The organism is Buchnera aphidicola (Meitanaphis flavogallis), assembly GCA_039830035.1.
GTDB lineage: Bacteria > Pseudomonadota > Gammaproteobacteria > Enterobacterales > Enterobacteriaceae > Buchnera_B > Buchnera_B aphidicola_AZ.
On record CP140038.1, the window covers coordinates 404,744 to 430,971 of the forward strand.

Sequence of the window (26,228 nt, forward strand, 5' to 3'; positions counted from 1 at the left end):
AAATATTTGCAATTAAGATAAAAAATAAAAAAATTGATACACTAATGTCAAATATTATAACATAAACTTCTCAAATAAAAGATCAAAAAAATAAATTTAACTAATATAAAAAAATACTTAAAATAATCAAAAAATTTTTTTAAATTGATTAGAAATGAACATTACTACGCTTCTATTTTCATCTTCTATTATAACTCTAAAACACTGTTCTGTTCCAGATTTTCTAAAAAATATTCTTCCCAATGGACCTAACATACTTACATAATTAAAAAATAAAACTTTTATTTCTTTATACTTAATACAAACATTTTTTTCATCAAAATATATGTTTATTATCATTCGAGGTAATAATTTTATTTCAGAACATAATTTAAAAAGACTCATACGAGTATTTATCATAACCTTTAGAACTTGCAAACTAGCAATAATACCATCACACACAGGCGAACTATCCAATACAACAATATGACCAGAACTTTCTGCGCCAAATCTCCATTTTTTTTGTTTCAACTTTTGTATTATATTTTTATCTCCTACATCTACTTTAATGAAAGGAACATTTAATTTTTTTAATGCTACAAGTAATCCATTATTACTCATTATAGTTCCAACTACACCCTCTTGTTTTTTTTGATGGCATAAATGAAACTTTGCTAAAATATATAAAATTTGATCACCATCTATCTTATTTCCCAAATGATCAATCATAATTATACGATCACCATCACCATCTAAAGCCAAACCTAAATCCGCTCGTTCAGACACAACTAGTTTTTGTAAATTTTTAACATCCATCGATCCACAAGATTTATTTATATTGTATCCATTAGGACAAACAGCAATAGTAATTAAATTCGCACTAAAATGCTTAAAAATTTTAGGTGCAATTTTATAAGTAGAACCGTTAGCACAATCTAATACAATTTTAAAATTTTTTAAATTGAAGTTTATTGGAAATAACGATTTACAAAATCTAATATATTCTAAATGAGCATAACTAATTCTAGTAATAGAAGATACATATGAAATGTTCCAACAAGAAATAGGTTTTCGAAGAGCTCTTTCAATATCGCGCTCTAAAGAAACAGGTAATTTAACACCATCTTTTAAAAATAATTTTATACCATTATCTTCAAAAAAATTGTGAGATGCAGATATTACTATCCCTGCTTCTAACTTTAATAATTTTGTTAAATATCCAATAGCTGGAGTAGAAATTATACCTGCAGACATTACAAAAATTCCAGAAGAAGACAAACCTGCATTTAATGCTGATTCTAACATGCGACTAGAAATTCGAGTATCCACTCCAACTATTGTTCTTTTGAAATTGTTTTTAAATAAAATTTTTCCAATAACGATACCAAGTTTCAAAAAAAAATGTGGAGTAATAGGAAATTTACCAACTTTTCCACGAATTCCATCTGTTCCAAAATATCTTTTACAATTCAAGTTATCATCTCATTTAATAAAAAATATAATAATCATATATTCAAAAAAAAAATAATATGATATTTACGACTAACAGTCAAATTAACTTATATAAATAATTATTACGTTTTATTTTATACAAATACAAAAACGAATTACAATTAATGAAAAAATTAAAAAAATCATCAATTTTTATAAAAAATTTATATAAACAACATAACACTATCTCTTAATTTCATATTTTAAGAGATAGCAATGTAGAATACTGAAATTATACATCAATTTATTTACACGAATTTTCATTAATTTTAAAAATATAATTTTATAAAATAATCAAATATATTTCAACTCTACTAATTAAAATACTATATAATAAACACTATTTTTTCAATCATTACCTTCATTCCATCCATCAGGATGCTTAACAGGTTTTCTGTTCATTAAATCATCAATTTGATGAAAATCAATTGTTTCGTATTGTATTAATGCATCTTTCATAGAATGAAGAATATCTAAATTTTTATCTAATATATCTTTAGCTCTTTTATAATTTCTCTCAATTAAAACTTTTACCTCTTCATCAATAATTCTCGCAGTTTCGTTTGACATATGTTTAGATTTTGATACCGTTTTACCTAAAAATATTTCACCTTCTTCTTCTGCATATAACAGAGGACCTAATTTTTCCGAAAAACCCCACTGCGTAACCATGTTTCGAGCTAAACTAGTTGCTACCTTAATGTCATTAAATGCACCCGTAGAAACATTATCCATACCATAAATAATTTCTTCCGCTAATCTACCTCCGTATAACGTTGATATTTGACTTTCTAGCTTATTTTTACTAATGCTTAATATATCATCTTCCGGTAAAAAAAAAGTTGCTCCTAATGCTCTACCTCTCGGAATAATAGTTACTTTATGTACAGGATCATGTTCTGGTACTAATCTACCTACGATAACATGCCCTGCTTCATGATATGCTGTGGACTCTTTTTGCTTATCTGTTATTACCATTGATCTCCTTTCAGTTCCCATAATAATTTTATCTTTTGCCCGTTCAAAATCAAACATTGATACTACCTGATTATTAGTACGAGCTGCAAATAACGCTGCTTCATTAACTAAATTAGCTAAATCTGCTCCAGAAAATCCAGGAGTACCACGAGCTATAATCATAGGATCTACATCTTCTCCCAAGGGTACTTTTTTCATATGAATTTTAATTATTTGTGAGCGACCTTTAATATCAGGCAATGCCACAAATATTTGTCGATCAAATCTACCAGGTCTTAACAAAGCAGGATCTAAAACATCTGGACGATTAGTTGCAGCAATAAGGATTATCCCTTCATTTCCATCAAAACCGTCCATTTCTACTAACATCTGATTCAATGTTTGTTCTCGTTCATCATGTCCACCCCCTAGCCCTGTTCCTCTTTGACGACCTACAGCATCAATTTCATCAATAAAAATTATGCACGGAGCAGACTTTCTTGAATGTTCGAACATATCACGAACTCTAGATGCTCCCACACCTACAAACATTTCTACAAAATCAGAACCTGAGATAGTAAAAAAAGGAACTTTAGCTTCACCAGCAATTGCTTTAGCTAAAAGAGTTTTTCCAGTTCCAGGTGGACCCACCATTAATATCCCTTTTGGTATTTTTCCTCCTAATTTTTGAAACCTACTAGGTTCTCTTAGATAATCTACTAATTCTTTTACCTCAGACTTGGCTTCATCACATCCTGCTACATCAGAAAAAGTAATTTTTATTTGATCTTCAGATAACATTCTAGCTTTACTTTTTCCAAACGACATAGCACCTTTTCCGCCACCAATTTGCATTTGACGCATGAAAAAAACCCATACTCCAATTAACAATAACATAGGAAACCATGAAATAAAAATAGAAGTAAAAAAACCTGGTTCTTCCTGTATAACTCCTATTACTTTCACATCTTTTACCAACAAAGTATCAAGCAACTTAGGATCATTTATAGGAATATAAGTTATATACTTACTATTATCTTTTTTTATTACATGAATTTCACGTCCATTAATATATGTTTCACGAATTTGATCTTGATTGACTTCTGATAAAAAAGTAGAATAATCAACTTTTTGATAATTTATACTATTATAATTAAAATTCTGAAAGATAGACATTAATATAACCGAAATTACCAACCAAAGAATTAGGTTCTTAGCCATATCGCTCAAGAGATTAACCTCACAATTTAAAACTATTGAATAAAATATTTATTTTCTTCGTCCGGAAGCTATAATATATACTTCCTTAGAACGAACTTGAGATGCATTGGGTTTAAAAATCTGTACTTTACCAAATAAGACATGAACCTTTTCAATTAACGTACGAAATTGTTCTCCATAAAATGATTTCATGACTAACTTTCCATTATCTAATAATAATTGCGTAGAAATTTTTAATACCAATCGATTTAATTCTATAGAACGACAATGATCAATACAATAAAACCCACTCATATTAGGAGCTATATCAGACATAATCAAATCTATTCTCTTATCCTTTACATGATTTAATAAAAAATTAAAAAACTTTGGATTTCTAATATCCCCTTGAATAAAAAAAACACCTCTAATTGGTAACATAGGTAATACATCACATGCTATAACAGACCCTTTTCCTCCTATTTGTTTTTTAGCATATTCAGACCAACTTCCAGGAGAAGACCCTAAATCCATTACAGTCATACCTTTTCTAAATAACTGAGTAACACTATGTATTTGATCTAACTTAAAATATGACCTAGAACGAATATTATGTTTCCAAGCTAAATTGACATACCGATCTTTATTATGTCGCTTTAACCATATTTTTGAACTCAAAGAACGAGCTTTTGACATTAATAATACCGCTTCTTAAATAAAATCATTTAAATATGAATTTAAATTAGTAATAATATACAACAATAATTATAAAATATTTATGTATTTTAAAATATTTCCATTGCAAGAATATCCAATTTAATACGAAAATCTTTCAAAACCATATATTATAACTACATTTATAATTCACTATATCTATTAATATTTGTATCACTCATTCAATTTATAAAAAATAAACATATCGTGCTATTTAAAAAAATATAATGCAATTATAAGCTATAAAATTTATTTTATATAATTCAATTATTTACTATATATATAGTATATTTAAAACTTCATATTTTACGTTTCCAGATGGAGTTTCTATTATAGCAATATCATTATTTTTTTTTCCAATTAAACCTCTAGACATAGGAGAATTAATAGAAATTAAATTTAATCGAAAATTTGATTCATCATCACCTACAATACGGTAAGTAAAAATTTTGTTAGTATTAATATTACGTATAGTTACTGTAGATCCAAAAACCACAGTTCCATAATTTTTTATTTTAGTAATATCAATTATTTGTACTTTAGACAACTTTAATTCAATATCTTTAATTTTTCCTTCGCAAAAGCTTTGTTCTTCTTTAGCTGCAATATATTCTGCATTTTCTTTTAAATCACCATGTTGCCTAGCTTCTATTATAGAAGCGATAATTTTAGGCCTTTTTATTTTTTTAAGTATTTCAAGTTCTCTACGAAGCTTTTCGGCACCTAATAATGTCATTGGGATTTTATTGTTCATATTAATTCCTCATAAACATAATTCAAGTACAATGTAGTAAAAATATTTTGAAATAATAAAATATACAATATACTTATAAAAATATCCTAAAAAAACTAAATAATATATCTTTATAAAATTATTTAAAAATCTATTAAAATATTATATTCACATTTATATCAATCAAAAAACATCACTAAAAATATAATACACATTCACAAATTTCGGTTAAAAATATAACTACTATTCATGTTACATCTCCAATAACGATTACTCATGTAACACTGAAAATTAGAAGTTAAAAGTTACACCAACAACTTTAGTTATATACATATATTTATATGCCGTTTATAATAATAAATGCATTCATAAAAAATATTCTGATATTATATAATATACTTTCATTAGGATTACAACCAATGATTACAGAGAAAATTAGACATTTACTCATTCAATCTCTATCATTACATCAGGTAAAAGTAACTGGAAATAATAACTATATTGAAATAATAGCCATTGATGACGTATTTCACAATAAAAACGAAGTAGAAAAACAAAAAATAATTTATTCTCAATTGATGAACTATATTATAGATAAAACTATTCATTCTATTTCAATAAAGACATACTCTTTAAAAGAATGGAAAAAAATAAAAAAATAATCCGTGAAAAATGAAAAGTGTTATATAACCGGACCTACTAACCTTTCTGGAGATATAAAAATATCCGGTTCAAAAAATTCTGCTTTACCTATAATGATAACATCAATATTGTCTAAAGAACCGATAGAATTACATAATGTTCCGATGCTTCAAGACACTAAAAATATAATAAAAATATTAACTAAACTAAAAGTCAAAATAGAAGTTAAAAAAACAATATATATAGATTCTAGTGACATTAAAAACTGTACCATACCCAATGACATGACAAACAAAACACGTGCTTCAATTTGGATGTTAGGACCTTTATTGGCAAGATTTGGTTATGCAAAAATATCTTTTCCAGGAGGATGTAAAATAGGAAGTAGAAAAATTGATCTACATATCTTTGGATTGACTCGATTAGGAGCTAGTATCACTATACATGATAATCACATTATCGGATCAATAATGAAAAAGTTAAAAGGAACTAACATTATATTATCTAAAAAAAGTGTAGGAGCAACTATTACTATCATGAGTACAGCTACCATAGCTATAGGAATTACTACAATATCCAACGCTGCGCAAGAACCTGAGATTGTTGATGTTGCTAATTTTCTTAACAGTTTAGGAGCCAAAATTTTTGGAGCTGGAAGTAAAAAAATTATTATCCAAGGAGTAAATAAACTACATGGAAGTGTATATAAAATTATACCAGATAGAATTGAAACGGGCACTTTTTTAATAGCAGCGGCAATATCTAATGGGCATATTATTTGCTATAATACTCAACCCAAAATGTTAACATCTTTACTACAAAAATTAACCCAAACAGGAGCAAAAATAGCAATGGGAAATGATTGGATCAGTCTCAGTATGAATAATATTTGTCCTACAGCAACTGATATTATAACCTCTCCATATCCAGGATTCCCAACTGATCTACAAGCGCAATTTACACTATTAAATTTAATATCAAATGGAACAAGCACAGTTACTGAAACAATATTTGAAAATCGCTTTATACACATACCTGAATTAAAAAAAATGGGAGCAATAGCAATAATAAAAAAAAATTCAGTTTTTTGTTATGGAGTTAAGAAATTAAATTCAGCTAAGATAAATGCATTAGACTTAAGAGGATCGGCTAGTTTAATATTAGCTGGATGTATTGCTTATGGAAAAACAATTATCACAAATTCTAATTTCGTTACCAGAGGATATGAAAATTTTTATAAAAAACTTAAAACCATAGGAGCTAAAATTAACAATAAATAAATAAATCTATTTAATGCAAATTTCAAAACTTATTTAATTATCACGTTCTATTATACAACTACTAAAACCATGAACGTATTATTAGATAAATATTTTTAATAACATAAAAAGTTCAACTAAAAAAAAAAAATTAAAAAATAATTGTAACACTTACTATAATATGGAACAAAATTATGTACGCAATTTTTATAAATGGCGGAAAACAATATAAAGTTACAAAAGGACAAGTAATTAAAGTAGAAAAATTAAACCAATCAATTGGAGATAATATAAAATTTGAAAAAATTTTAATGATTTCAGATAAAAATGAAGTAATAATAGGAAAACCTCTATTATTAGATAGTTTTATATCAGCTAATGTTATAAAACATGGACGTAACAAAAAAATTAATATAATTAAATTTAATCGTAGAAAACATCATAAAAAAAGTCAAGGTCATCGTCAACATTTCACTGAAATTTTAATTACAAATATTTACAAACATTAGGGAATTAATAAATGGCTCATAAAAAAGCAGGGGGATCAACCAGAAACGGAAGAGACTCACATTCCAAAAGACTAGGAATAAAACGTTTTGGAGGAGAATTAGTACCTTCAGGAAGTATTATTGTTCGTCAAAAAGGTACAAAATTTCATGCAGGTGCAAACGTAGGATGCGGAAAAGATCATACATTGTTTGCTACTACTAAAGGAAAAATAAAATTTACAAAAAAAGGATTAAAAAATAAAACATATGTAAATATCATTGCACAATAACATTAATATTTTCATTTTGTACATAAATAAAAATCTTCGTATATAAGGAGATTTTTATTTATGTACAAAATGAAACTTCATACCAATTCGCAAAATAAAAGATAAAAAAATTTATAAACAAATAATATATATCTCTAAAAAATAATTCAAAGGACATTAAAAAAAATGAAATTTCTAGATCAAGCAATAATTTATATAACTGCTGGAAATGGAGGAAATGGATGCGTGAGTTTTAGACGAGAAAAATATATCCCCAAAGGAGGGCCTGACGGAGGTGATGGAGGTAATGGAGGCAACATTTGGTTGCAAGCTAATAGAAATTTAAATACTTTAATTGATTTTAGATTTAAAAAAAATTTTAAAGCTCAAGACGGAAAAAACGGAAATAACAAAAAAAAATCAGGAAAAAAAGGAAAAGATACTATTATTCAAGTACCCATGGGAACAAGAATTATTGACAATAATACTAATGAAATAATAGATGATATTACAAACAATAAACAATTAACTTTAATAGCTAAAGGCGGATGGCATGGATTAGGTAATACAAGATTTAAATCTTCAATTAATAGAACTCCTAAAAAGCGAACTTTAGGAACAAAAGGAGAAACAAGAGAAATCAAACTAGAACTAATATTATTAGCTGACGTAGGTACACTAGGATTGCCAAATTCTGGAAAATCTACTTTAGTTAGTATTTTATCAGCAGCAAAAACTAAAATAGCAAATTATCCTTTTACGACATTAACACCAATATTAGGAACAGTAAAAACTAAAGATTCTAAAAATTTTGTTATTGCTGATATACCAGGATTAATTAAAGGAGCTTCAAAAGGATATGGACTAGGAATTCAATTTCTAAAACATTTAGAGCGATGTAATTTATTATTACACATAATTGACGTTTCTACAAAAAACCCACGCTTTATATTAAATAATATGCAAATTATCTTAAAAGAGCTAAAAAGTTACAGTGCAAAATTATATAAAAAACCAATATGGATAATATTCAATAAAATTGATTTAACGAGTAAAAATGAAATAAAAAAAATTATTAATTTTATTCAAAAAAATTTTAAACTTACGCAACCCTATTATTTAATTTCGTCCATAAATAACATTGGAATTAAAGAAATGTGCAAAGACATTTCAAATTTCGTAACAAAAAATGAATTTATTTACAAGCCAAAAAACATTTAACATAAAGTAAAAACAAATAATAAAAAAATTGCATAACACTTTTACATAAAATATTTTAAGATAAAAAATCGTTAATGGTTGTGTTAATCATTAACATTTTAAAACTAAATATAAATATAACTATTAACATATCTAAAAATATAAAAATTTTATTTTATAACTCAATGTTATCTCGTCAAATAAAAATTTACCCGGTTTATTCCGGGCACTGAATCTAAAGTTTAAAAATAAACTTTATAAAATTAACGTTTAGAAAACTGAGGTCGTTTCCTTGCTTTTCTTAAACCTACTTTTTTTCTTTCTACTTGACGAGAATCGCGAGTTACAAAACCTGATTGCCTTAACGTATTTCGAAAAGACACATCATACTCTATTAATGCACGAGTAATTCCGTGACGAATAGCACCAGCTTGTCCTGAAATTCCACCGCCTTTAACAGTAATATACAAATCACATTTATTTAGCATATTTACTAATTCCAAAGGTTGCTTTATTATCATCAAAGTAGTTTTGCACCCAAAATATTTTTCTAATGAACGATTATTAACTGTAATCTCTCCTTTTCCAGATTTTAGAAAAACTCGAGCAGAAGAACTTTTCCTACGACCAGTTCCATAATTATATACTGTATTCATTATTTATATTCTCAATTAAATAACTAACATTGTTGGATTTTGTGCTATATGACTATGATCCTTCGTAGAATATACTTTAAGTTTTTTAAACATGTCTCGACCAAGAGGTCCTTTTGGAAGCATACCTTTTACTGCAGTTTCAATAACTCTAGTAGGAAAACGAGATATCATTTCCTTAAATGTCATCTTTTTAATTCCTCCTATATATCCAGTATGATGATAATAAATTTTATCAGTATATTTTTTACCTGTTACTTTTATTTTACTAGCATTAATAACAATCAAATAATCACCAACATCTACATGAGGAGTATATTCTACTTTATGTTTTCCACGCAATCGAAGCGCAATAGCAGAAGCTAACCTTCCTAAAACACATCCTTCAGCATCAATGCAATACCATAATCGCTTAATTTCGTGCTTTTTAGCAGAAAAACTTTTCATATTATATTATCCATATAAAATTAAATTCTTTATTATAAAAAATTTATAATATAAATACTATCTTAATTAATAGAAATTTAATAATACTAAATATTAACCAAAACTTTTATAATAAAAAAATGATTTAATACGATTTTTTATAAATAATTTATGTATAAAATACTTATTTAACATGAAATTAATACTTTCAAAAAGATACTTAAAATTTTTAAATATTACAAATAAAAATTATAAAATTAACATCTAAAATTCTTAAACATAATAAAAACGTTATGTGAATATATTTCTCTATCTTGAATTTATAATACTTATCAGGCAATATTGCACGATAAAAACTTAAATTTACTCATGCTCATATAATTAAATTTAAAATACTATTATTTTTAAATAAAAACTTGATTTTAAAATAGAATGTTACTATAAACTTCAACAAAAAAAACACAAAAATAATTTTTTAAAATTATACATTAAATTCAGATAGAAAGGTAGTACAATATGAAGTCAACGAGTGCTTTGCTAACTTTACGCAACATTATTAATACTTTAGATAAAAACTTAATTACTTTGCTCGCTAAGAGAAAAAAAATAGCAATACAAATAGCAGAAATCAAAGCTAAAAAAAATTATCCAATAAAAGACATAGAAAGAGAACAATCATTACTAAACGATCTTATCGAGTTTGGAAAAATAAACGACCTTGACAAAAAATATATTTATAATTTATTTAATGTTATCATTCAAAATTCAATTATAACTCAAAATGACTGGATAAAAAACAACCATTATAAAAATAAAGAACTAAAAAGCTTTTCTTTTCTTGGTGACTTCGGATCATATTCTTATGAAGCTACTCAAAAATACGCTAAAAAACATTATCAATTTTTTAAAAAAAATTATTGTAATAATTTTCAAGAAATCATTGACAATGTGGAACAAAATAAATCTGATTATGCGGTATTACCAATTGAAAATAATACCTCTGGATCAATTTATGAAACATATACTATTTTAATACATACTCAATTATCAATAATTGGAGAAATTAATATTCCTATTAATCACTGTTTGTTATCTCAAAAAGAAACTCAATTAATTAACATTCAAACAATTTATAGTCATAAACAACCATTTATGCAATGCAATAAATTTATTAAACATTTTCCTAATTGGAAATTAAAATATACCAATAGTACAACTGACGCAATGAAAAAAATATCTAATGATACAAATTTCAGATCTGCTGCATTAGGAAATGAAAAATGTAAAAAAAAATATCAATTAAAGGTAATATCTAGAAATATTTCTAACTTAAAAAATAATGCAACTCGATTTATAATACTAAGAAAAAAAAACAAAGATGTACCAATAAATATACCATCTATAACAACAATTATGATATCAATAAAAAACAATAATCACCTAATTGAAGAAATTATTCAAATACTCAAAAAATACAATTTAAAAATTCGACAACTAAAATCTCATACTCTTTCTAAAACATCATCAGACATAATAATATTTATTGATATTAAAAATAATGTTAATACTGATCAAATGAAAAAAACTCTTTACGAATTAAAAAAAGTTACTTCAGTTAAAACATTAGGATGTTATCCAATAGATAAATATCCTTTATAATTTAACTATAAGTTATCATAATATTTTAATACAGCTCTATTTAATCCACATAGGAAAAATAGAGCATTATACTTTCGATTATTTTAAAAGATATTCTAAACAATACTTATAAAATTGATGTACAAAAATTGATTTATAAAATTTAAACAAAATAAATACGTTATTATGAAATTAAAAAACCGAAAACATGTTGTTTATACTATTCTATATTCAACTCGTGTTATAAATAATGATATTATATCAATTTATAATTAATATTAAAAATACAATATACGCAATCTAATTACACAATTGAATTTCAAATATATATTTAAAATGCCACAATACATCTAATTCTTCCAAAAAACTTACTAAAAATAATTCCTAATTAACTATAGAGCAAAAGTTATGTTTAACAATTTAACTGATAAATTTTTAAAAATTTTTAATAAACTTTCTAACAGAGGAAGATTAACTGAAAATAATATAAAAGAAACCTTAAGAGAGGTCAGAAAAACTTTACTAGAAGCAGATGTTGCATTATCAGTAGTACGAAATTTTATAGATTCTGTATCAAAAAGTGCTATTGGTAGTAACATTAATAAAAGTTTTACTCCTGGACAAGAACTAATAAAAATAGTCAAAGAAAAATTAACAACAATATTAGGAGAAGGAAACAGTGATTTAAATTTATCCACACAAGTTCCAACAGTAATAATGGTAATTGGACTACAAGGACAAGGAAAAACAACAAGTATAACAAAGTTAGGAAAAATGATAAAAAATGCCCATAAGAAAAAAATTTTGATAGTTTCTACAGACATATATAGACCTGCAGCAATTAAACAATTAGAATTATTATCACAAAAAGCAAAAATTGATTTCTATCCTTCAAATACCAATCAAAATCCAATAATAATTGCTAAAGAAGCATTAAAATTTGCTAAATTAAAATTGTATGATGTATTATTAATTGATACCGCTGGGAGATTACACATTGACAATTATATGATGAATGAAATTTCAAATATATATAAAGAAACAAAACCTACAGAAAATCTGCTAGTTATTGATGCTATGATAGGTCAAGATGCAGTAAATATTGCTCATAAATTTAGTAATAATATACCTATTACCGGATTTATTATAACTAAAACAGATAGCGATGCCAGAGCAGGTATTATACTCTCCATGAAATATATTACAAAAAAACCAATTAAATTCATGAGTACTGGAGAAAAATTACATGAATTCGAAGCATTTCATTCTAATAGAGTTGTAAACCGCATTCTCGGAATGGGTGATGTTTTATCTATTATAGAAAACATTGAAAAAAAAATTAATAAAAAAAACATTAAAAAATTAACGTATACAATAAAAAGTCGAGAAAAATTTGATTATAACGACTTATTAATACAAATACAACAAATTAAAAAACTTGGAAACATCACTACAATATTAGGAAAATTACCCAAAAAAACAAAAATATTTAGTTCCATTCACAATAATATAAATGAAAAGCTATTGTTACAAATGGAAACTATAATATATTCTATGACTCCAAAAGAAAAAAAACAACCAGAACTTATCAAAGGATCAAGAAAACGTAGAATTGCAAAAGGATCAGGATTATCAATACAAGAAATAAATTTACTATTAAGACAATTTAATAACATAAAAAAAATAATACAAATGATCAAAAAAGGTGGAATAAACAAAATAATGAGAGGAATAAGTAGTATAATGAACAATACGTCTTTAAAATCATAAACTATTTTTATAAAATAATTTTTTAAGTTATACTATTTAAAAAAAGAGTACAATTACTAAAAGGTAAGTTATGGTAAAAATTCGTTTATCAAGAGTAGGGGTTAAAAAACGCCCATTTTATCAAGTTATTATTGCTGACAGTCGATATCCTAGAAATGGAAGATTTATTGAAAAAGTAGGATTTTTTAATCCAATACCATCAAAAAATTCTAGTAATGATATTTATATAAATTATACTAGAATAAAATATTGGATAAAAAATGGAGCTTTAATGTCTAGTAGAGTCAAGCACTTAATTAAAAAATTTTCTAAAATAAAAAATAAAAAGGTATAGTCTATTATAAAAATTAAAAAAAAACATTCTAAACATTTAATTATTGCTAAATTTGGAATTCCTCATGGTATATTAGGATGGATTCGTATATTTTCGTTTACAGAAAAAAAACAAAATATTTTCAATTATCATCCTTGGAACATTCAAAATAATGCAACAAAGACAACTATTTATGTTCAAAATTGGAAAGATAAAAAAAAGTACTTTATTGTAAAAATAAAAAATATTATTGATCGTTCTACAGCTCAAAAACTAACTAATAATTACATAATAATTAACGAAAATATATTACCACCGTTAAAAAATGATGATTATTATTGGAAAGACATTATAAATTGTACTGTATTTAATATAAAAAAAAAATACTAGGAAAAGTAAAAAATTTAATTACAACATCATCCAATGATGTCCTTATTGTTAATAAAATTATGTCAAAACCAAATCATACCCAAAAAAATATGTTAATACCTTTTATTAATAAAACAGTTATTAAAAAAGTTGACATCACTAAAAAAATAATTATAGTAGATTGGGAATATACTTTTGAATAAAAAAATTTTAGAAAAAAAAGCACTATTACATATAGGAATAATTAGTATTTTTCCAAACATGTTTCATACCATAATCAATTATGGAATTACTAGAAAAGCCATTCAAAAAGGAATAATGAAACTTGATATCTTTAATCCAAGGCATTACACAAAAAATAAATATCGAAATATCGATAATCGCCCTTATGGAGGAGGACCTGGTATGCTTATGCAGGCACAACCATTAAAATTAGCCATTGAAAACGCAAAATCTAAATTAGAATGTGATGCGAAAGTACTTTATTTATCACCAAAAGGATACAAAATAAATCAAGAAACAATTGTAAAGTTATCAAAAATGCAACACATAATTTTATTATGTGGTAGATACAAAGGAATAGACGAACGGCTTATACATAGCAAAATTGTAAATGAAGAAATATCTATTGGAGATTACATTCTTAGCGGTGGAGAATTACCTGCTATGATCTTAATTGATATGATATGTCGATTACTCCCTGGTTCTTTAAACGCAATAAAATCAAAACAACATGATTCATTTTATAAAGGACTATTAGATTGTCCTCATTATACTCGACCAAAAGTTTTCCATAATATAGAAGTTCCTAACATTCTATTATCTGGAAATCACAAAAAAATAAAAACGTGGAGACTACAGCAATCATTAGGACAAACTTGGATCAAGAGACCGGATTTATTAAATAACATCACACTTACAAAAGAAGAACGTAATTTATTAGAACAATTTAAAGAAAAAAAGTTAAAATCAAAAACATAATAAAACCATTAAAATATAAAAAATATATTAGGAAAGTGTTATTGTGAATATAATTCAAATAATAGAAAAAGAACAGATAAAAAAAACTATTCCTACTTTTAAAACAGGAGATACTATAGAAATTAAAATATGGGTAGTAGAAGGATCAAAAAAAAGAATACAATCGTTTGAAGGAATAGTTATAGCTAAACGAAATAGACATTTTAAATATTCCTTTTGTGTACGTAAAATATCCAATGGACATGCTGTAGAACGCGTATTTCATGCTCATTCACCTAATATTGAAACTATAAATATAAAAAAGCATGGCGATGTTAGAAAATCAAAACTATACTATTTAAGAAATAGAACAGGAAAATCAGCTAAAATAAAGGAACTATTAATAAAAAAATAACATGTTTTCAAAAGTATATTATTAATTTTTTATGTTAATACGCGGGATGTTTATCATGCAGTCATAATAACTATCATTTGACTGCATAACCTCTGTAAGAAATCATATTCATTTATTAATTCTTATATAGTTCTACATAGTTAACAGAACAATAAAGATTATACTATTTTTTTAGTTCCTCCTATCGTAATATTATTTAATTTTATTGTCGGTTGACCTACACCTACTGGAATACTTTGTCCATTTTTTACACATGTTCCTACTCCTGAATCTATTAATAAATCATTTCCAACCATAGAGATTTCTTTCATTACATTACTACCTGACCCAATTAACATGACATTTTTTATAGAATTAGAAATTTTCCCTTTTTTTACTAAATATGCCTCAGAAGTAGAAAATACAAAATTTCCAGAAGTAATATCTACTTGCCCTCCGCTAAAATTTAATGCATATATTCCGTATTCGATACTGTCAATAATATCATCCGGAGTCGAATTTCCTGATAACATGTATGTATTAGTCATACGAGGAAAAGGTAAATGAGCATATGACTCTCTTCTACCATTACCCGTAGGATTTACACCCATTAATCGAGAATTAAATTTATCTTGGATATAACTTTTCAAAATTCCATTTTCTATTAATACATTGTATTGACTTGGAACGCCTTCATCATCAATTGTTAGAGACCCTCTTTTATTTTTAATAGTCCCATCATCTACAATAGTACACAATTCTGAGGCAACTTTATGTCCAATTTTATTAGTAAAAACTGAAGTACCTTGACGATTAAAATCTCCTTCTAATCCATGCCCAACTGCTTCATGTAATAAAATTCCTGGCCATCCTGAACCTAATACTACTGGAAACATGCCTGAAGGGGCTTCTTGAGCAGATAAATTAACTAAAGCAATCCTAACTGCTTCTTTAGCATAATATTCCAATAAAGGCATACCCGATACATAGTTATCTAAAAAAAAAGTATATCCATCTCGACTTCCTCCTCCACTAAAACCATATTCACGTTTACCATTATGTTCAACTATTACATAAACTGAAATACGAACTAAAGGACGAATATCAGCCGCTAAACTACCATCTGTAGCAGCTACTAATATCTGATCATATTCACCACTTAAAGTAGCATTTACACTAATTACGCGATGATCTACACTTCTAGCAATAGAATTGATCTTATAAAGAATATCTACTTTTTCTTTAGAATCAAAATTAGTTAATAGATTATCTGAAGTATACAAAGATGTATTTTTAACTACTAAAAAAGGTTTTATACGAATAGAACGAGTTTTTTCTAAAATACTACTAGATAAATATACACTTTTTCTCAATGTATTCAATGTAATGCTGTCGGAATAAGAAAAACCAGTACTTTCTCCTGATATAACTCTTACTCCTACACCTTGATTAAGATTAAAAGTACCCTCCCTAACAATATTATCTTCTAACATCCATGATTCATTACTATTAGATTGAAAATAAAAATCAGAATAATCTATTGTATTCTTTGAGACATCATCTAACATCTCAAAAATGTTGTGATAAGTAATTTTGTTTGCAGTTAATAAACGCTCGGTAACTGAATTAAGAACCATTATAACTCACTTATTTTAAATATAAATAATACTATCAAATTAAATATTTACATATACATCATTATTATATTTTGAATAAAGTATTACATCAATTAATATATATATAAAAACATAATAAAATTAATACTAATCTTTTATATTAAACTTACAATATAGAAAAATAACCAATAAAAATAATAATTTTTTAAATTAATACTTTATAAAAATTTTCATTATTTCAATAAAAATGATTTTAAAATATATTCCCGTTTCATTGTATCTATATATTTATACGCTATTATTTATATTTATATACAATGTTTATTTAATAAATACTAAATTTTTTATGATAAACACATTGAATGTATACATAATGATGTATAATACTTGTAAATTAAACATTTTACGTTATCTATTAAAAAATCATATGAAATTTTTTTACAATATCTTGATAATAAATGGTCCTAATCTCAACCTATTAGGAGAAAGAGAACCACATATTTATGGAAGCACTACATTAACTCAATTAATAAAACAACTAGATGAAAAAGGCAAACTACTTAACACCAATATACATCATGTACAATCTAATTCAGAAAGTAAATTAATTAAAAGCATTCACGATTCTAATAAAAAAATAGATTATATTATAATTAATGCAGGTGCTTTTACGCATACTAGCATAGCATTACGTGATGCATTAATGGGTATTAATATACCTTTTATAGAAGTACATATTTCCAATATTTACTCACGCGAAAATTTTCGATCACATTCATGGTTGTCCGATATTTCATCTGGAGTTATCTGCGGATTTGGATTAGATGGATATTTTTGGGCTTTAAAAACTGCTATCAAAAGAATAAAACAAACAAAAAAATAAAATTTATATTTAAATAATTATCTAAAATTTTACCATTAATTATAAATTTCTAATATAAAAAACTAATAATATAATATAAAATACTATAATATAATTCAATTACATTTAAGCTAAAAAATAATAATTCTACATCAGTGTAAATTAAAACATTTAAAATTGTGATCACACTCATCTATCTTCACTTGCATTTAATTGATTTAATAAAGTTAAAATATCTTGAGGAAAATTACTGTTCCATTCCATGCGTACTTTTTTTATAGGATGTTCTAAACTAAGTTTGCTAGCATGTAATGCTTGTCTAGGAAACAATCGAACTATATTACGTAAAGAAAAAGTAATATTTTTGCAAATTTTATATTTATTACCATACACACGATCCCCTATTAACGGATGATTAATATTTAACATATGTACTCGAATTTGATGAGTTCGCCCTGTTTCTAATGTAATAGCTAAATAAGTATGACAAGAAAAACGTTTTATAACTCTATAATGAGTAATAGCCTTTTTCCCCGTAATACTAGTAGTCATGACAGTACGTTTTAACGGATGTCGTTTAATAGGTTGACAAATTGTTCCTCCAGAAATAACCCGACCATGTACTATAGCTTCATATTTTCGAATTATTTTTCGAGACTTCATTGAATTAACTAAATTATCGTAAGATTTGACATTTTTTGCAATCACCATTAATCCAGTAGTATTTTTATCTAATCTATGGACAATTCCAGATCTAGGAATATTGGAAAAATCGTTATCTTTATATAGTAATGCATTTAATAAAGTTCCATCTTTATGACCAGATCCAGGATGAACAACTAAATCAACTTGTTTATCAATCACTAAAATATCCTTATCTTCATAAACAATATTCAAAGGAATATTTTGAGAATTATTAATATTTTTTACAGAAGCAATATTATTAACAGTAATTTTATCTCCACATATTACTTTTGTATTAGGCTTATTAAAAACAAAACCATTGACATGAACTTGACAGTTTAAAATCCATTTTTTTACACAAGTACGAGAACATTCACCACTAAATAATTGAAATAAAGCTTTATCCAATCGCATTTTCGATGGAATAGCATTAGGAATAATAACAGTAACATTTTTAGTATTGATCATATAATATTATAAAAAAAGAAATTATAAATACATAGTATAGCAAAATCATTTTCTAATTTTAATTAAAATAAATCTTACAACCATTTTCTATATCAATAACAGCAATATTATTACTTAAAAAATTTATTATTATATAATAAATTATCCTACTACTTTAGTACCATTTTAAAACTTATCTCTTATATTTTAAATAAAACAAAAAATAATTCTCATAAAAATATCTATAAAAAATATAAATGAATTTTTTTAATCACATATGAGTTATAACATCCAACAATTTTTACTAAAAAAATGAAAAAAACAACCAATGAAATAAGACAAATGTTTTTACACTTCTTTCAAGAAAAACAACATACTATTATTCCAGGAAGTAGCCTAGTTCCCTTAAATGATTCTTCCTTATTATTTACTAATGCTGGAATGAACCAATTCAAAGATATATTTTTACAAAAAGATCACGACTTTAAATATACTCGGGTAGTTACAGTTCAAAATTGCCTCAGAACAGGAGGAAAACATAACGATTTTGACAACGTAGGATATACATCTAAACACCATACATTTTTTGAAATGTTAGGTAATTTTAGCTTTGGAGATTACTTTAAAAAAGAAGCTATTATGTATGCATGGGAATTTCTTACATCAAAAAAATGGTTAAATATATCTTCAGAAAAATTATGGATTACTGTATATAAAGATGATTTAGAATCTTATAACATATGGAAAAATATTATTAACATAAAAGAACAAAAAATTGTTAAAATAGGGAACAAAAAATATAACAAATATACTTCCGATAACTTTTGGCAAATGGGAAATACAGGTCCGTGTGGTCCATCTACAGAAATTTTTTATGACAAAGGAAAACAATTATCTGGAAAACCACCTGGATACAATACCAACAACGGAGAACGATTTGTTGAAATTTGGAATATTGTATTTATGCAATTTAATAAGATAAATGATGCAAAAATTATTAAATTGTCCAAACCTTCAGTTGATACAGGCATGGGATTAGAACGTATTTCAGCAATCATGCAAAATGTAATTTCTAATTATGAAATTGACGTGTTCCAACCATTGTTAAACTTAATTAGAAAAATGAGCAAAAGTTCTAATTTTGATAACAAACACATGTATGTTATTGCAGATCATATTCGGTCTAGCGCTTTTATTATATCAGAAAACATTACTCCTTCTAATGAAAAACACGGTTATGTTCTTAGAAGAATTATTAGACGAGCTATAAGACATGGACATCATATTGGAATCAAAGGACTATTTTTATATAAACTAATTCCTACTTTAATACACTCCATGGGAGAAAACGCTTATATTTTAAAAAAGAAACAACAACACATCGAGACTATATTGAAATTAGAAGAAAACAAATTTATCTGCACTCTAGAAAAAGGATTAAGATTACTTGAAACAGAAATTAAAAAGATCAAAGACAATACTATTAGTGAAAAATTAATTTTTGAACTATATGATACCTTTGGTTTTCCTGTAGACCTAACCATGGAAATTTGTCGTGAAAAAAATATTTTCGTAAATCTTGTAGAGTTTAAAAAATACCAAAAGAATCAACGAAAAAAAATAAACGAAAAACAATTTTGCAAAATCAAAAACATCAACATTATCAATACTCCAATAAATAATACTTTGTCATCTAATTTTATAGGCTATAATACTACAGAAACACAATCATATATAATAGGTATTATTTGCAATAATTCATATTGTACAACTATATCAGAAAATGATACAGCCATATTGATATTAGAAAACACTCCTTTTTATGCAGAATTAGGAGGACAAATTGGTGATACCGGAACAATTAAAAATATACACGGAAACTTTATAGTTTATAACACCAAAAAATACGGAAATGCTATTGGACACATTGGTAAGTTAACATCAGGACATTTAGATATTCACAGTATAGTCATCGCTAAAATTAATTATGCTAGAAGAGCATTAATTCAAATGAATCATTCTGCTACTCATTTGCTACATTCTTCATTACGCATGATATTGGGAAATCATATTTTTCAAAAAGGCTCTTACATCACAGATCAATTTTTACGATTTGATTTCTCTCATCATTCTCCGATATATTTGAATGATATACAAAAAATTGAAAATATGGTCAATATGAAAATTAGTCACAATATATCGATTAAAACAGATATCATGACGTTAAACGAAGCACGAAAAAAAAATATTATAGCTCTATTTCAAGATAAATATACTGAAATAGTACGTGTTCTTTCGATTAACGATTTTTCAATTGAATTATGCGCAGGTACTCACACCAAAAGAACAGGAAACATAGGTTTATTCAAAATTACTACTGAAAAAGGTATATCATCTGGAATTAGAAGAATAGAAGCAAAAACTGGTCAAATGGCTTTATCCAATATTCATAAACAAGAAATAGAAATAGAAAATATTGCAATTATACTTAAAACTCAAAACAAAAATATTAAAAATAATATTCAAGCTCTATTATTAAATAACAAAAAACTAGAAAAAAAAATAAGTAAAATACATGAAAAAGAAATATACGAAATAGTTGATAAACTTAGTAAAAATTTTATCTTAATAAAATCTATAAAAGTTATCATACATACATTTAAAAACCAAAAACCTACAACATTAAGAAATATAATAGATAAAATCAAAAATAAGTTAACATCGACTATCATTATATTAGCAAATATTGTTAATGACCATGCAACAATTATTGTAGGAATTACACCTAGTCTATCGCAAAAAATTTCTGCTAACGAACTATTGCATATACTTTTACACAAGTTAAATGGAAAAGGAGGAGGAAAAATTTCTATAGCTGAGGGAGGAATAAAAAATTTAACTTTTTTAAAACAAGAATTAATTAATATAAAAAATTGGATTAACTCTAAGCTATAAAACATTTAATTAAAATTAAATGTTTTAAAAAACATACAAAATGTTAAAATTATATATCATAGTATATGACATCATAAAATTTTTTATTTAGTTTAGTATTAGGCATAATGCCAAAATTCGGATTGGTTGCATCTTTCACAAGTTTTTAAGGAAAAATACATGCTTATTCTAACTCGTCGAGTAGGTGAAACACTCATCATCGGTGATGAGATATCTGTAACAGTATTAGGTGTAAAAGGTAATCAAGTGCGTATTGGTGTAAACGCCCCTAAAACAATCTCAGTACATCGTGAAGAAATATATCAAAGAATTCAAGCTGAAAAACATCAAAAATCTAATTGCTAAAATATCAGCATCTTGCTATCTTTCATCAAAGCGAGATGCTGTAATTACTTAACCTATTACTTTAAATTACAAATTATAACATTAAATAATAATTGAATATTATAATACTGCAATAACTATTTTTTTAAAATTACTATACAATCTAAAATCAATATGATAACCTGATGCAAATTATATATAAATTATTAATTTACTACATAATACATTTTCAAAATAATAACATTATATTACTAGGTGAGATGGCCGAGTGGTTGAAGGCACTCCCCTGCTAAGGGAGTATGTAATAAAATTGCATCGAGGGTTCGAATCCCTCTCTCACCGAAAAATAAAATAGCATCCGTAGCTCAGTTGGATAGAGTACTCGGCTACGAACCGAGAGGTCGGAGGTTCAAATCCTTCCGGATGCAAAAAAAATTCTAGTAATTAACATTTCTCTATTAAAAAATTCAATCCCAACTTTCTAATTTACGCATAAACTTGTTTATAAAATCATTATTAAAAAATGATATAATTAATTCTTTTATATTACTTATATTTATTTCAGAGGTTACTTTGATTCCAAAAATACTACACAAAATCAATTGGTTAAAATCTAATCCAAAAATTATACAAAATATATTAAGAGGCGTTGAACGTGAAGCATTACGCATAAACATAAATGGAAAAATTTCTAAAAACGATCATCCTTATTCTTTAGGATCAGCTTTAACTCATAAATGGATCACAACTGATTTTTCCGAATCACTAATAGAACTTGTTACTCCACCTACCAGTAATATAAACCATTTATTAAAAATTTTGCGTGATATTCACAGATTTGTGAATAAAAACATAGATAAAGAATATTTATGGCCATTTAGTCTTCCTCCATTCGTTGAATCTACTAACTCTATAGCCTTAGCAAAATACGGACTATCTAATCTTGGTAAAATGAAGACATTATATAGAAAAGGATTAAATAACAGATATGGTACATTAATGAACATTATTTCCGGAGTTCATTATAATTTTTCATTACCAATGATATTTTGGAAAGAATGGAAAAACAACAATAAACTAGTCCAAAAAAACTTTGTTTCTAATGGATATTTATGTTTAATTAGAAATTTTTATCGATTTGGATGGATTATTCCTTATTTATTCGGTACATCTCCAGCTATTGAACCATTTTTTATTGAAAATAAAAAACACAATTTAAATTTTATTAAAAAAAATGGAATTTTATTTTTACCATGGTCCACTTCTTTAAGACTAAGTGGTTTAGGTTATACTAATCAATCAATTAAAAATCTGAAACTAACATTTAATTCTTTAGATAATTATATATCATCACTAAAATATGGTTTATATACAACGTCTGAAAAATTTAAAAAAATAGGATTAATAGATTTTTATGGTAATAAGAAGCAAATTAATACTAATATATTGCAAATGGAGAATGAATTATATACTTATATTCGACCTAAAAGAACCACAAAGCTTAACGAAACCATTTTAAATTCTTTAAAACAAAAAGGAATTCAATATATAGAAATACGATCATTGGATGTAAATCCCTTTTCATGTATAGGAATTAAAAAAATACAAATATTATTATTAGATTTATTTTTAATTTGGTGCGTAATTGCCGATTCTCCAAAAATGACTAATGAAGATCTTCAATATCACTCTAAAAATTGGGAAACAGTTAGTCTAAAAGGAAGAAAACCTAAACAAAAAATACGTATTAATATATACCATCAAAAGAAATCACTAGAATCAATAGGAAAATATTTAATAGAAGATTTTTTTCATATAGCAGAAATTTTAGACTACCAATCCAAAAGCAATCAATATCAAAAAACATGTCAAAAAATATTTAAATATTTTGATAACACTGATTTAACTTATTCTGAAAAAATTTTAAATCAATATATAAACAATACTATTCAGGGTCTTGGAATGAAATTAGCTATAGAAAATAAAAGTAAACTAAAAAACGAAAAATTAGAAAAAATATATAAAAATGACTTTATAAACGAAGCATATCGCTCTCATTTCACACAAAAAATGATAGAACTGAATGATAAATTGTATTCAAAAAAATTTTTTTATTAAAAATACTATGATAATATTGATTTTAACAACTAATAATTTTTAAAAAACAAATACATAGAAATAACTCTATATATATCAATATAAAAAATTTATATTGAAACATAATACAAGAAAATATATATATTAAATTTAATAAATAATATGCTTCTTATTGAGTTATATTAAATAAAATAGTTATATACACAAAATAAATAATTGTTGTAATTTAAACTAAATTATATTTAAAATCTAAATATATTTTGATAAACTATTATTTTTATAATAATTTAAATAAAATGCTAATTAAAACACTATTTATATTATTGTCTTCTTTCATTACATTACCTTCCAATGAAGGTACAATGTATCAACATCATTACAGAAATTTTTATCAAACTAAATTACTAGCACAAAAAGTTAATGCTAATATACCAAGTTCATTTTACTGTAGTTGCAAAATATCGTGGATCAAAAAAAAAGGTATTCCACAACTACAATCTTGTGGCTATCGAATTCGAAAAAACACAAATAGAGCTAATCGAATAGAATGGGAACATGTAGTACCAGCATGGCAATTTGGACATTTAAAACAATGTTGGAAACAAGGTGGAAGAAAAAATTGTGCTCACGATACAAATTATGAGAAAATAGAAACGGATTTACATAACTTACAACCAGTAATTGGAGAAATTAATGCAGACCGAAGTAATTTTATGTATGGAGAACTAGATAAAAAACAAAAAAATCAATATGGACGTTGTTCAATGAAAATTGATTTTAAAAATAAAATAGCAGAACCACCAGACAAATCTAAAGGAATTATTGCCAGAACCTACTTCTATATGAATAAAACCTATAAATTAAATATTTCTAATAAACAAATGAAATTATTTAATAAATGGAATAAAAAATATCCTATTAGCATTTGGGAATGTAAAAGAGATAAACTAATTTTTCAAATTCAAGGAAATCATAACCCTTACGTATATTCTAATTGTATTAAAACCATTAAAAAATAAAAAACCATCAATAACATGAACTAAAAAATTTAAATATAATATTATTTACATTAATACCCAAAATATAAAAATTTATTATTAAGATGATACAAAACTGAAAGAGATTATTTAACTATTAATATTATAGTATTAACACTTCCAAATCCATAATTTATTAGGTGTTAAAACTAAAGGTAAAGAAAATTCCCAAGGAAAAGGAATAATTTTATCAACTAACTGAAAATTGTAGGCTAATCCAATGGGAAAAAATCCTTTTTTTTTCCAATTACTTAAAATTTTGTCGTAAAATCCTCCACCCATTCCCAAACGATAACCAAATTTATCAAAAGTCACTAGTGGAACAAAAATTACATCCATATCGTTACAAGATAAAACCATATTTTTATTTAAAATTGGTTCAAAAATATTAAATACATTTAATTTTAAACAAGTATTAGGAAAATATTGAGAAAATAATAATTTTTTATCGCAAATTGAGTCAATAATTGGCAAAAAAACATTATATTTTTTTTTCCATAATTTTAAAATTAATGCATGAGTATCGATTTCTCCATCAAAAGAAAAAAAAATAGCAACATTTTTAGCAATACGCAAACGTTCACAATAAAAAGCTAAATTAGAAATATTTATAGATGCGATTATTTTTTCCTTCAACATCACATTTTTTCTCAATTTTCTAAAATACTCTCTTTGAATATTACGATTTATAAATAGCATACAATAACATCATACAAAGAAAAGTGATTACATATCATATAAAAAATTAATA

Annotated in this window: 25 protein-coding genes and 2 tRNA genes; 18 read left to right on the top strand and 9 right to left on the bottom strand. The window is 25.3% G+C overall.

Annotated elements, in window-relative coordinates; genetic code table 11:
- Window positions 1-126: 126 nt before the first annotated feature.
- From glmM to greA, 4 genes are all read right to left on the bottom strand, one after another.
- Window positions 127-1,452, bottom strand: a complete 1,326-nt coding sequence (gene glmM / locus U0T59_01750) for a phosphoglucosamine mutase (protein ID XBC43157.1) — start codon at window positions 1,450-1,452, stop codon at window positions 127-129.
- A gap of 366 nt (window positions 1,453-1,818) precedes the next feature.
- Window positions 1,819-3,648, bottom strand: a complete 1,830-nt coding sequence (gene ftsH / locus U0T59_01755) for an ATP-dependent zinc metalloprotease FtsH (GenBank protein XBC43158.1) — start codon at window positions 3,646-3,648, stop codon at window positions 1,819-1,821.
- A gap of 48 nt (window positions 3,649-3,696) precedes the next feature.
- The gene (locus U0T59_01760; protein XBC43159.1) at window positions 3,697-4,323 is read right to left on the bottom strand and encodes an SAM-dependent methyltransferase; all 627 of its coding nucleotides are present in this window, start codon (window positions 4,321-4,323) and stop codon (window positions 3,697-3,699) included.
- A 292-nt stretch (window positions 4,324-4,615) separates the two neighbouring features.
- The gene (gene greA, locus U0T59_01765) at window positions 4,616-5,095 is read right to left on the bottom strand and encodes a transcription elongation factor GreA (protein XBC43160.1); all 480 of its coding nucleotides are present in this window, start codon (window positions 5,093-5,095) and stop codon (window positions 4,616-4,618) included.
- A 398-nt stretch (window positions 5,096-5,493) separates the two neighbouring features.
- Between greA and U0T59_01770 the strand changes: the two genes are divergently transcribed.
- The 5 genes from U0T59_01770 to cgtA all read left to right on the top strand — a co-directional run bounded on the left by U0T59_01770 (window position 5,494) and on the right by cgtA (window position 8,953).
- On the top strand, window positions 5,494-5,736 hold the full coding sequence (locus U0T59_01770) for a BolA/IbaG family iron-sulfur metabolism protein (protein XBC43161.1): 243 nt from the start codon (window positions 5,494-5,496) through the stop codon (window positions 5,734-5,736).
- A 3-nt stretch (window positions 5,737-5,739) separates the two neighbouring features.
- Window positions 5,740-6,996 (top strand): UDP-N-acetylglucosamine 1-carboxyvinyltransferase, encoded by a 1,257-nt coding sequence (gene murA, locus U0T59_01775; protein XBC43162.1) that lies wholly within the window; start codon window positions 5,740-5,742, stop codon window positions 6,994-6,996.
- A gap of 173 nt (window positions 6,997-7,169) precedes the next feature.
- Window positions 7,170-7,484 carry a 50S ribosomal protein L21 gene (gene rplU / locus U0T59_01780; GenBank protein ID XBC43163.1) on the top strand — a complete coding sequence of 105 codons (315 nt, stop codon included), beginning with the start codon at window positions 7,170-7,172 and terminating at the stop codon, window positions 7,482-7,484.
- Between the two features lie 11 nt (window positions 7,485-7,495).
- On the top strand, window positions 7,496-7,753 hold the full coding sequence (gene rpmA, locus U0T59_01785; protein ID XBC43164.1) for a 50S ribosomal protein L27: 258 nt from the start codon (window positions 7,496-7,498) through the stop codon (window positions 7,751-7,753).
- Between the two features lie 165 nt (window positions 7,754-7,918).
- On the top strand, window positions 7,919-8,953 hold the full coding sequence (gene cgtA, locus U0T59_01790) for an Obg family GTPase CgtA (protein XBC43165.1): 1,035 nt from the start codon (window positions 7,919-7,921) through the stop codon (window positions 8,951-8,953).
- Between the two features lie 242 nt (window positions 8,954-9,195).
- Here cgtA and rpsI read toward each other — a convergent pair whose 3' ends face one another.
- Window positions 9,196-9,588, bottom strand: coding sequence for a 30S ribosomal protein S9 (gene rpsI / locus U0T59_01795; GenBank protein XBC43166.1), 393 nt, complete (start codon window positions 9,586-9,588; stop codon window positions 9,196-9,198).
- Between the two features lie 15 nt (window positions 9,589-9,603).
- Window positions 9,604-10,032 (bottom strand): 50S ribosomal protein L13, encoded by a 429-nt coding sequence (gene rplM, locus U0T59_01800; protein XBC43167.1) that lies wholly within the window; start codon window positions 10,030-10,032, stop codon window positions 9,604-9,606.
- 495 nt (window positions 10,033-10,527) lie between these two features.
- Between rplM and U0T59_01805 the strand changes: the two genes are divergently transcribed.
- The 6 genes from U0T59_01805 (at window position 10,528) to rplS (ending at window position 15,476) form a co-directional block, all read left to right on the top strand.
- On the top strand, window positions 10,528-11,670 hold the full coding sequence (locus U0T59_01805; GenBank protein XBC43168.1) for a chorismate mutase: 1,143 nt from the start codon (window positions 10,528-10,530) through the stop codon (window positions 11,668-11,670).
- A gap of 387 nt (window positions 11,671-12,057) precedes the next feature.
- Window positions 12,058-13,419, top strand: a complete 1,362-nt coding sequence (ffh, locus tag U0T59_01810) for a signal recognition particle protein (protein ID XBC43169.1) — start codon at window positions 12,058-12,060, stop codon at window positions 13,417-13,419.
- A gap of 70 nt (window positions 13,420-13,489) precedes the next feature.
- Window positions 13,490-13,753, top strand: coding sequence for a 30S ribosomal protein S16 (gene rpsP, locus U0T59_01815; GenBank protein XBC43170.1), 264 nt, complete (start codon window positions 13,490-13,492; stop codon window positions 13,751-13,753).
- An 87-nt stretch (window positions 13,754-13,840) separates the two neighbouring features.
- Window positions 13,841-14,122 (top strand): ribosome maturation factor RimM, encoded by a 282-nt coding sequence (gene rimM, locus U0T59_01820; GenBank protein XBC43579.1) that lies wholly within the window; start codon window positions 13,841-13,843, stop codon window positions 14,120-14,122.
- A gap of 174 nt (window positions 14,123-14,296) precedes the next feature.
- On the top strand, window positions 14,297-15,082 hold the full coding sequence (trmD, locus tag U0T59_01825; protein ID XBC43171.1) for a tRNA (guanosine(37)-N1)-methyltransferase TrmD: 786 nt from the start codon (window positions 14,297-14,299) through the stop codon (window positions 15,080-15,082).
- 40 nt (window positions 15,083-15,122) lie between these two features.
- Window positions 15,123-15,476 (top strand): 50S ribosomal protein L19, encoded by a 354-nt coding sequence (gene rplS / locus U0T59_01830; protein ID XBC43580.1) that lies wholly within the window; start codon window positions 15,123-15,125, stop codon window positions 15,474-15,476.
- Window positions 15,477-15,634: 158 nt separating this feature from the next.
- On the opposite strand, the gene tldD is transcribed toward rplS, so the two are convergent.
- Window positions 15,635-17,092, bottom strand: a complete 1,458-nt coding sequence (gene tldD, locus U0T59_01835) for a metalloprotease TldD (protein XBC43172.1) — start codon at window positions 17,090-17,092, stop codon at window positions 15,635-15,637.
- A gap of 406 nt (window positions 17,093-17,498) precedes the next feature.
- Here tldD and aroQ point away from each other — a divergent pair, with 406 nt between their 5' ends.
- Window positions 17,499-17,954, top strand: coding sequence for a type II 3-dehydroquinate dehydratase (aroQ, locus tag U0T59_01840; protein ID XBC43173.1), 456 nt, complete (start codon window positions 17,499-17,501; stop codon window positions 17,952-17,954).
- A 168-nt stretch (window positions 17,955-18,122) separates the two neighbouring features.
- Here the strand turns inward: aroQ and rluD are convergent, their stop codons facing one another.
- Complete coding sequence (gene rluD / locus U0T59_01845) at window positions 18,123-19,085, bottom strand: 23S rRNA pseudouridine(1911/1915/1917) synthase RluD (GenBank protein ID XBC43174.1); 963 nt, start codon at window positions 19,083-19,085, stop codon at window positions 18,123-18,125.
- Between the two features lie 291 nt (window positions 19,086-19,376).
- On the opposite strand from rluD, the gene alaS reads away from it, so the two are divergent.
- From alaS to U0T59_01875, 6 genes are all read left to right on the top strand, one after another.
- Entirely contained in the window at window positions 19,377-22,019 is a 2,643-nt protein-coding gene (gene alaS, locus U0T59_01850; GenBank protein XBC43175.1) for an alanine--tRNA ligase, read from the top strand.
- A gap of 159 nt (window positions 22,020-22,178) precedes the next feature.
- Window positions 22,179-22,364 (top strand): carbon storage regulator CsrA, encoded by a 186-nt coding sequence (gene csrA / locus U0T59_01855; GenBank protein XBC43176.1) that lies wholly within the window; start codon window positions 22,179-22,181, stop codon window positions 22,362-22,364.
- Between the two features lie 233 nt (window positions 22,365-22,597).
- Window positions 22,598-22,685: transfer RNA gene (locus U0T59_01860), tRNA-Ser, on the top strand.
- Window positions 22,686-22,697: 12 nt separating this feature from the next.
- A tRNA-Arg gene (locus U0T59_01865) sits at window positions 22,698-22,771 on the top strand.
- 70 nt (window positions 22,772-22,841) lie between these two features.
- Window positions 22,842-24,461 (top strand): glutamate--cysteine ligase, encoded by a 1,620-nt coding sequence (gene gshA / locus U0T59_01870; GenBank protein ID XBC43177.1) that lies wholly within the window; start codon window positions 22,842-22,844, stop codon window positions 24,459-24,461.
- Between the two features lie 275 nt (window positions 24,462-24,736).
- The gene (locus U0T59_01875; protein ID XBC43178.1) at window positions 24,737-25,459 is read left to right on the top strand and encodes an endonuclease; all 723 of its coding nucleotides are present in this window, start codon (window positions 24,737-24,739) and stop codon (window positions 25,457-25,459) included.
- A gap of 129 nt (window positions 25,460-25,588) precedes the next feature.
- Here the strand turns inward: U0T59_01875 and U0T59_01880 are convergent, their stop codons facing one another.
- On the bottom strand, window positions 25,589-26,176 hold the full coding sequence (locus U0T59_01880; GenBank protein ID XBC43179.1) for a 5-formyltetrahydrofolate cyclo-ligase: 588 nt from the start codon (window positions 26,174-26,176) through the stop codon (window positions 25,589-25,591).
- Between the last annotated feature and the right edge of the window lie 52 nt (window positions 26,177-26,228).

Coding starts and splice junctions, on each gene's coding strand:
- ftsH (XBC43158.1), bottom strand. CDS start 3,648: ATGGCTAAGAACCTAATTCTTTGGTTGGTAATTTCGGTTATATTAATG.
- U0T59_01760 (XBC43159.1), bottom strand. CDS start 4,323: ATGTCAAAAGCTCGTTCTTTGAGTTCAAAAATATGGTTAAAGCGACAT.
- greA (XBC43160.1), bottom strand. CDS start 5,095: ATGAACAATAAAATCCCAATGACATTATTAGGTGCCGAAAAGCTTCGT.
- U0T59_01770 (XBC43161.1), top strand. CDS start 5,494: ATGATTACAGAGAAAATTAGACATTTACTCATTCAATCTCTATCATTA.
- rplU (XBC43163.1), top strand. CDS start 7,170: ATGTACGCAATTTTTATAAATGGCGGAAAACAATATAAAGTTACAAAA.
- rpmA (XBC43164.1), top strand. CDS start 7,496: ATGGCTCATAAAAAAGCAGGGGGATCAACCAGAAACGGAAGAGACTCA.
- cgtA (XBC43165.1), top strand. CDS start 7,919: ATGAAATTTCTAGATCAAGCAATAATTTATATAACTGCTGGAAATGGA.
- rpsI (XBC43166.1), bottom strand. CDS start 9,588: ATGAATACAGTATATAATTATGGAACTGGTCGTAGGAAAAGTTCTTCT.
- rplM (XBC43167.1), bottom strand. CDS start 10,032: ATGAAAAGTTTTTCTGCTAAAAAGCACGAAATTAAGCGATTATGGTAT.
- U0T59_01805 (XBC43168.1), top strand. CDS start 10,528: ATGAAGTCAACGAGTGCTTTGCTAACTTTACGCAACATTATTAATACT.
- ffh (XBC43169.1), top strand. CDS start 12,058: ATGTTTAACAATTTAACTGATAAATTTTTAAAAATTTTTAATAAACTT.
- rpsP (XBC43170.1), top strand. CDS start 13,490: ATGGTAAAAATTCGTTTATCAAGAGTAGGGGTTAAAAAACGCCCATTT.
- tldD (XBC43172.1), bottom strand. CDS start 17,092: ATGGTTCTTAATTCAGTTACCGAGCGTTTATTAACTGCAAACAAAATT.
- aroQ (XBC43173.1), top strand. CDS start 17,499: ATGAAATTTTTTTACAATATCTTGATAATAAATGGTCCTAATCTCAAC.
- rluD (XBC43174.1), bottom strand. CDS start 19,085: ATGATCAATACTAAAAATGTTACTGTTATTATTCCTAATGCTATTCCA.
- alaS (XBC43175.1), top strand. CDS start 19,377: ATGAAAAAAACAACCAATGAAATAAGACAAATGTTTTTACACTTCTTT.
- csrA (XBC43176.1), top strand. CDS start 22,179: ATGCTTATTCTAACTCGTCGAGTAGGTGAAACACTCATCATCGGTGAT.
- U0T59_01875 (XBC43178.1), top strand. CDS start 24,737: ATGCTAATTAAAACACTATTTATATTATTGTCTTCTTTCATTACATTA.
- U0T59_01880 (XBC43179.1), bottom strand. CDS start 26,176: ATGCTATTTATAAATCGTAATATTCAAAGAGAGTATTTTAGAAAATTG.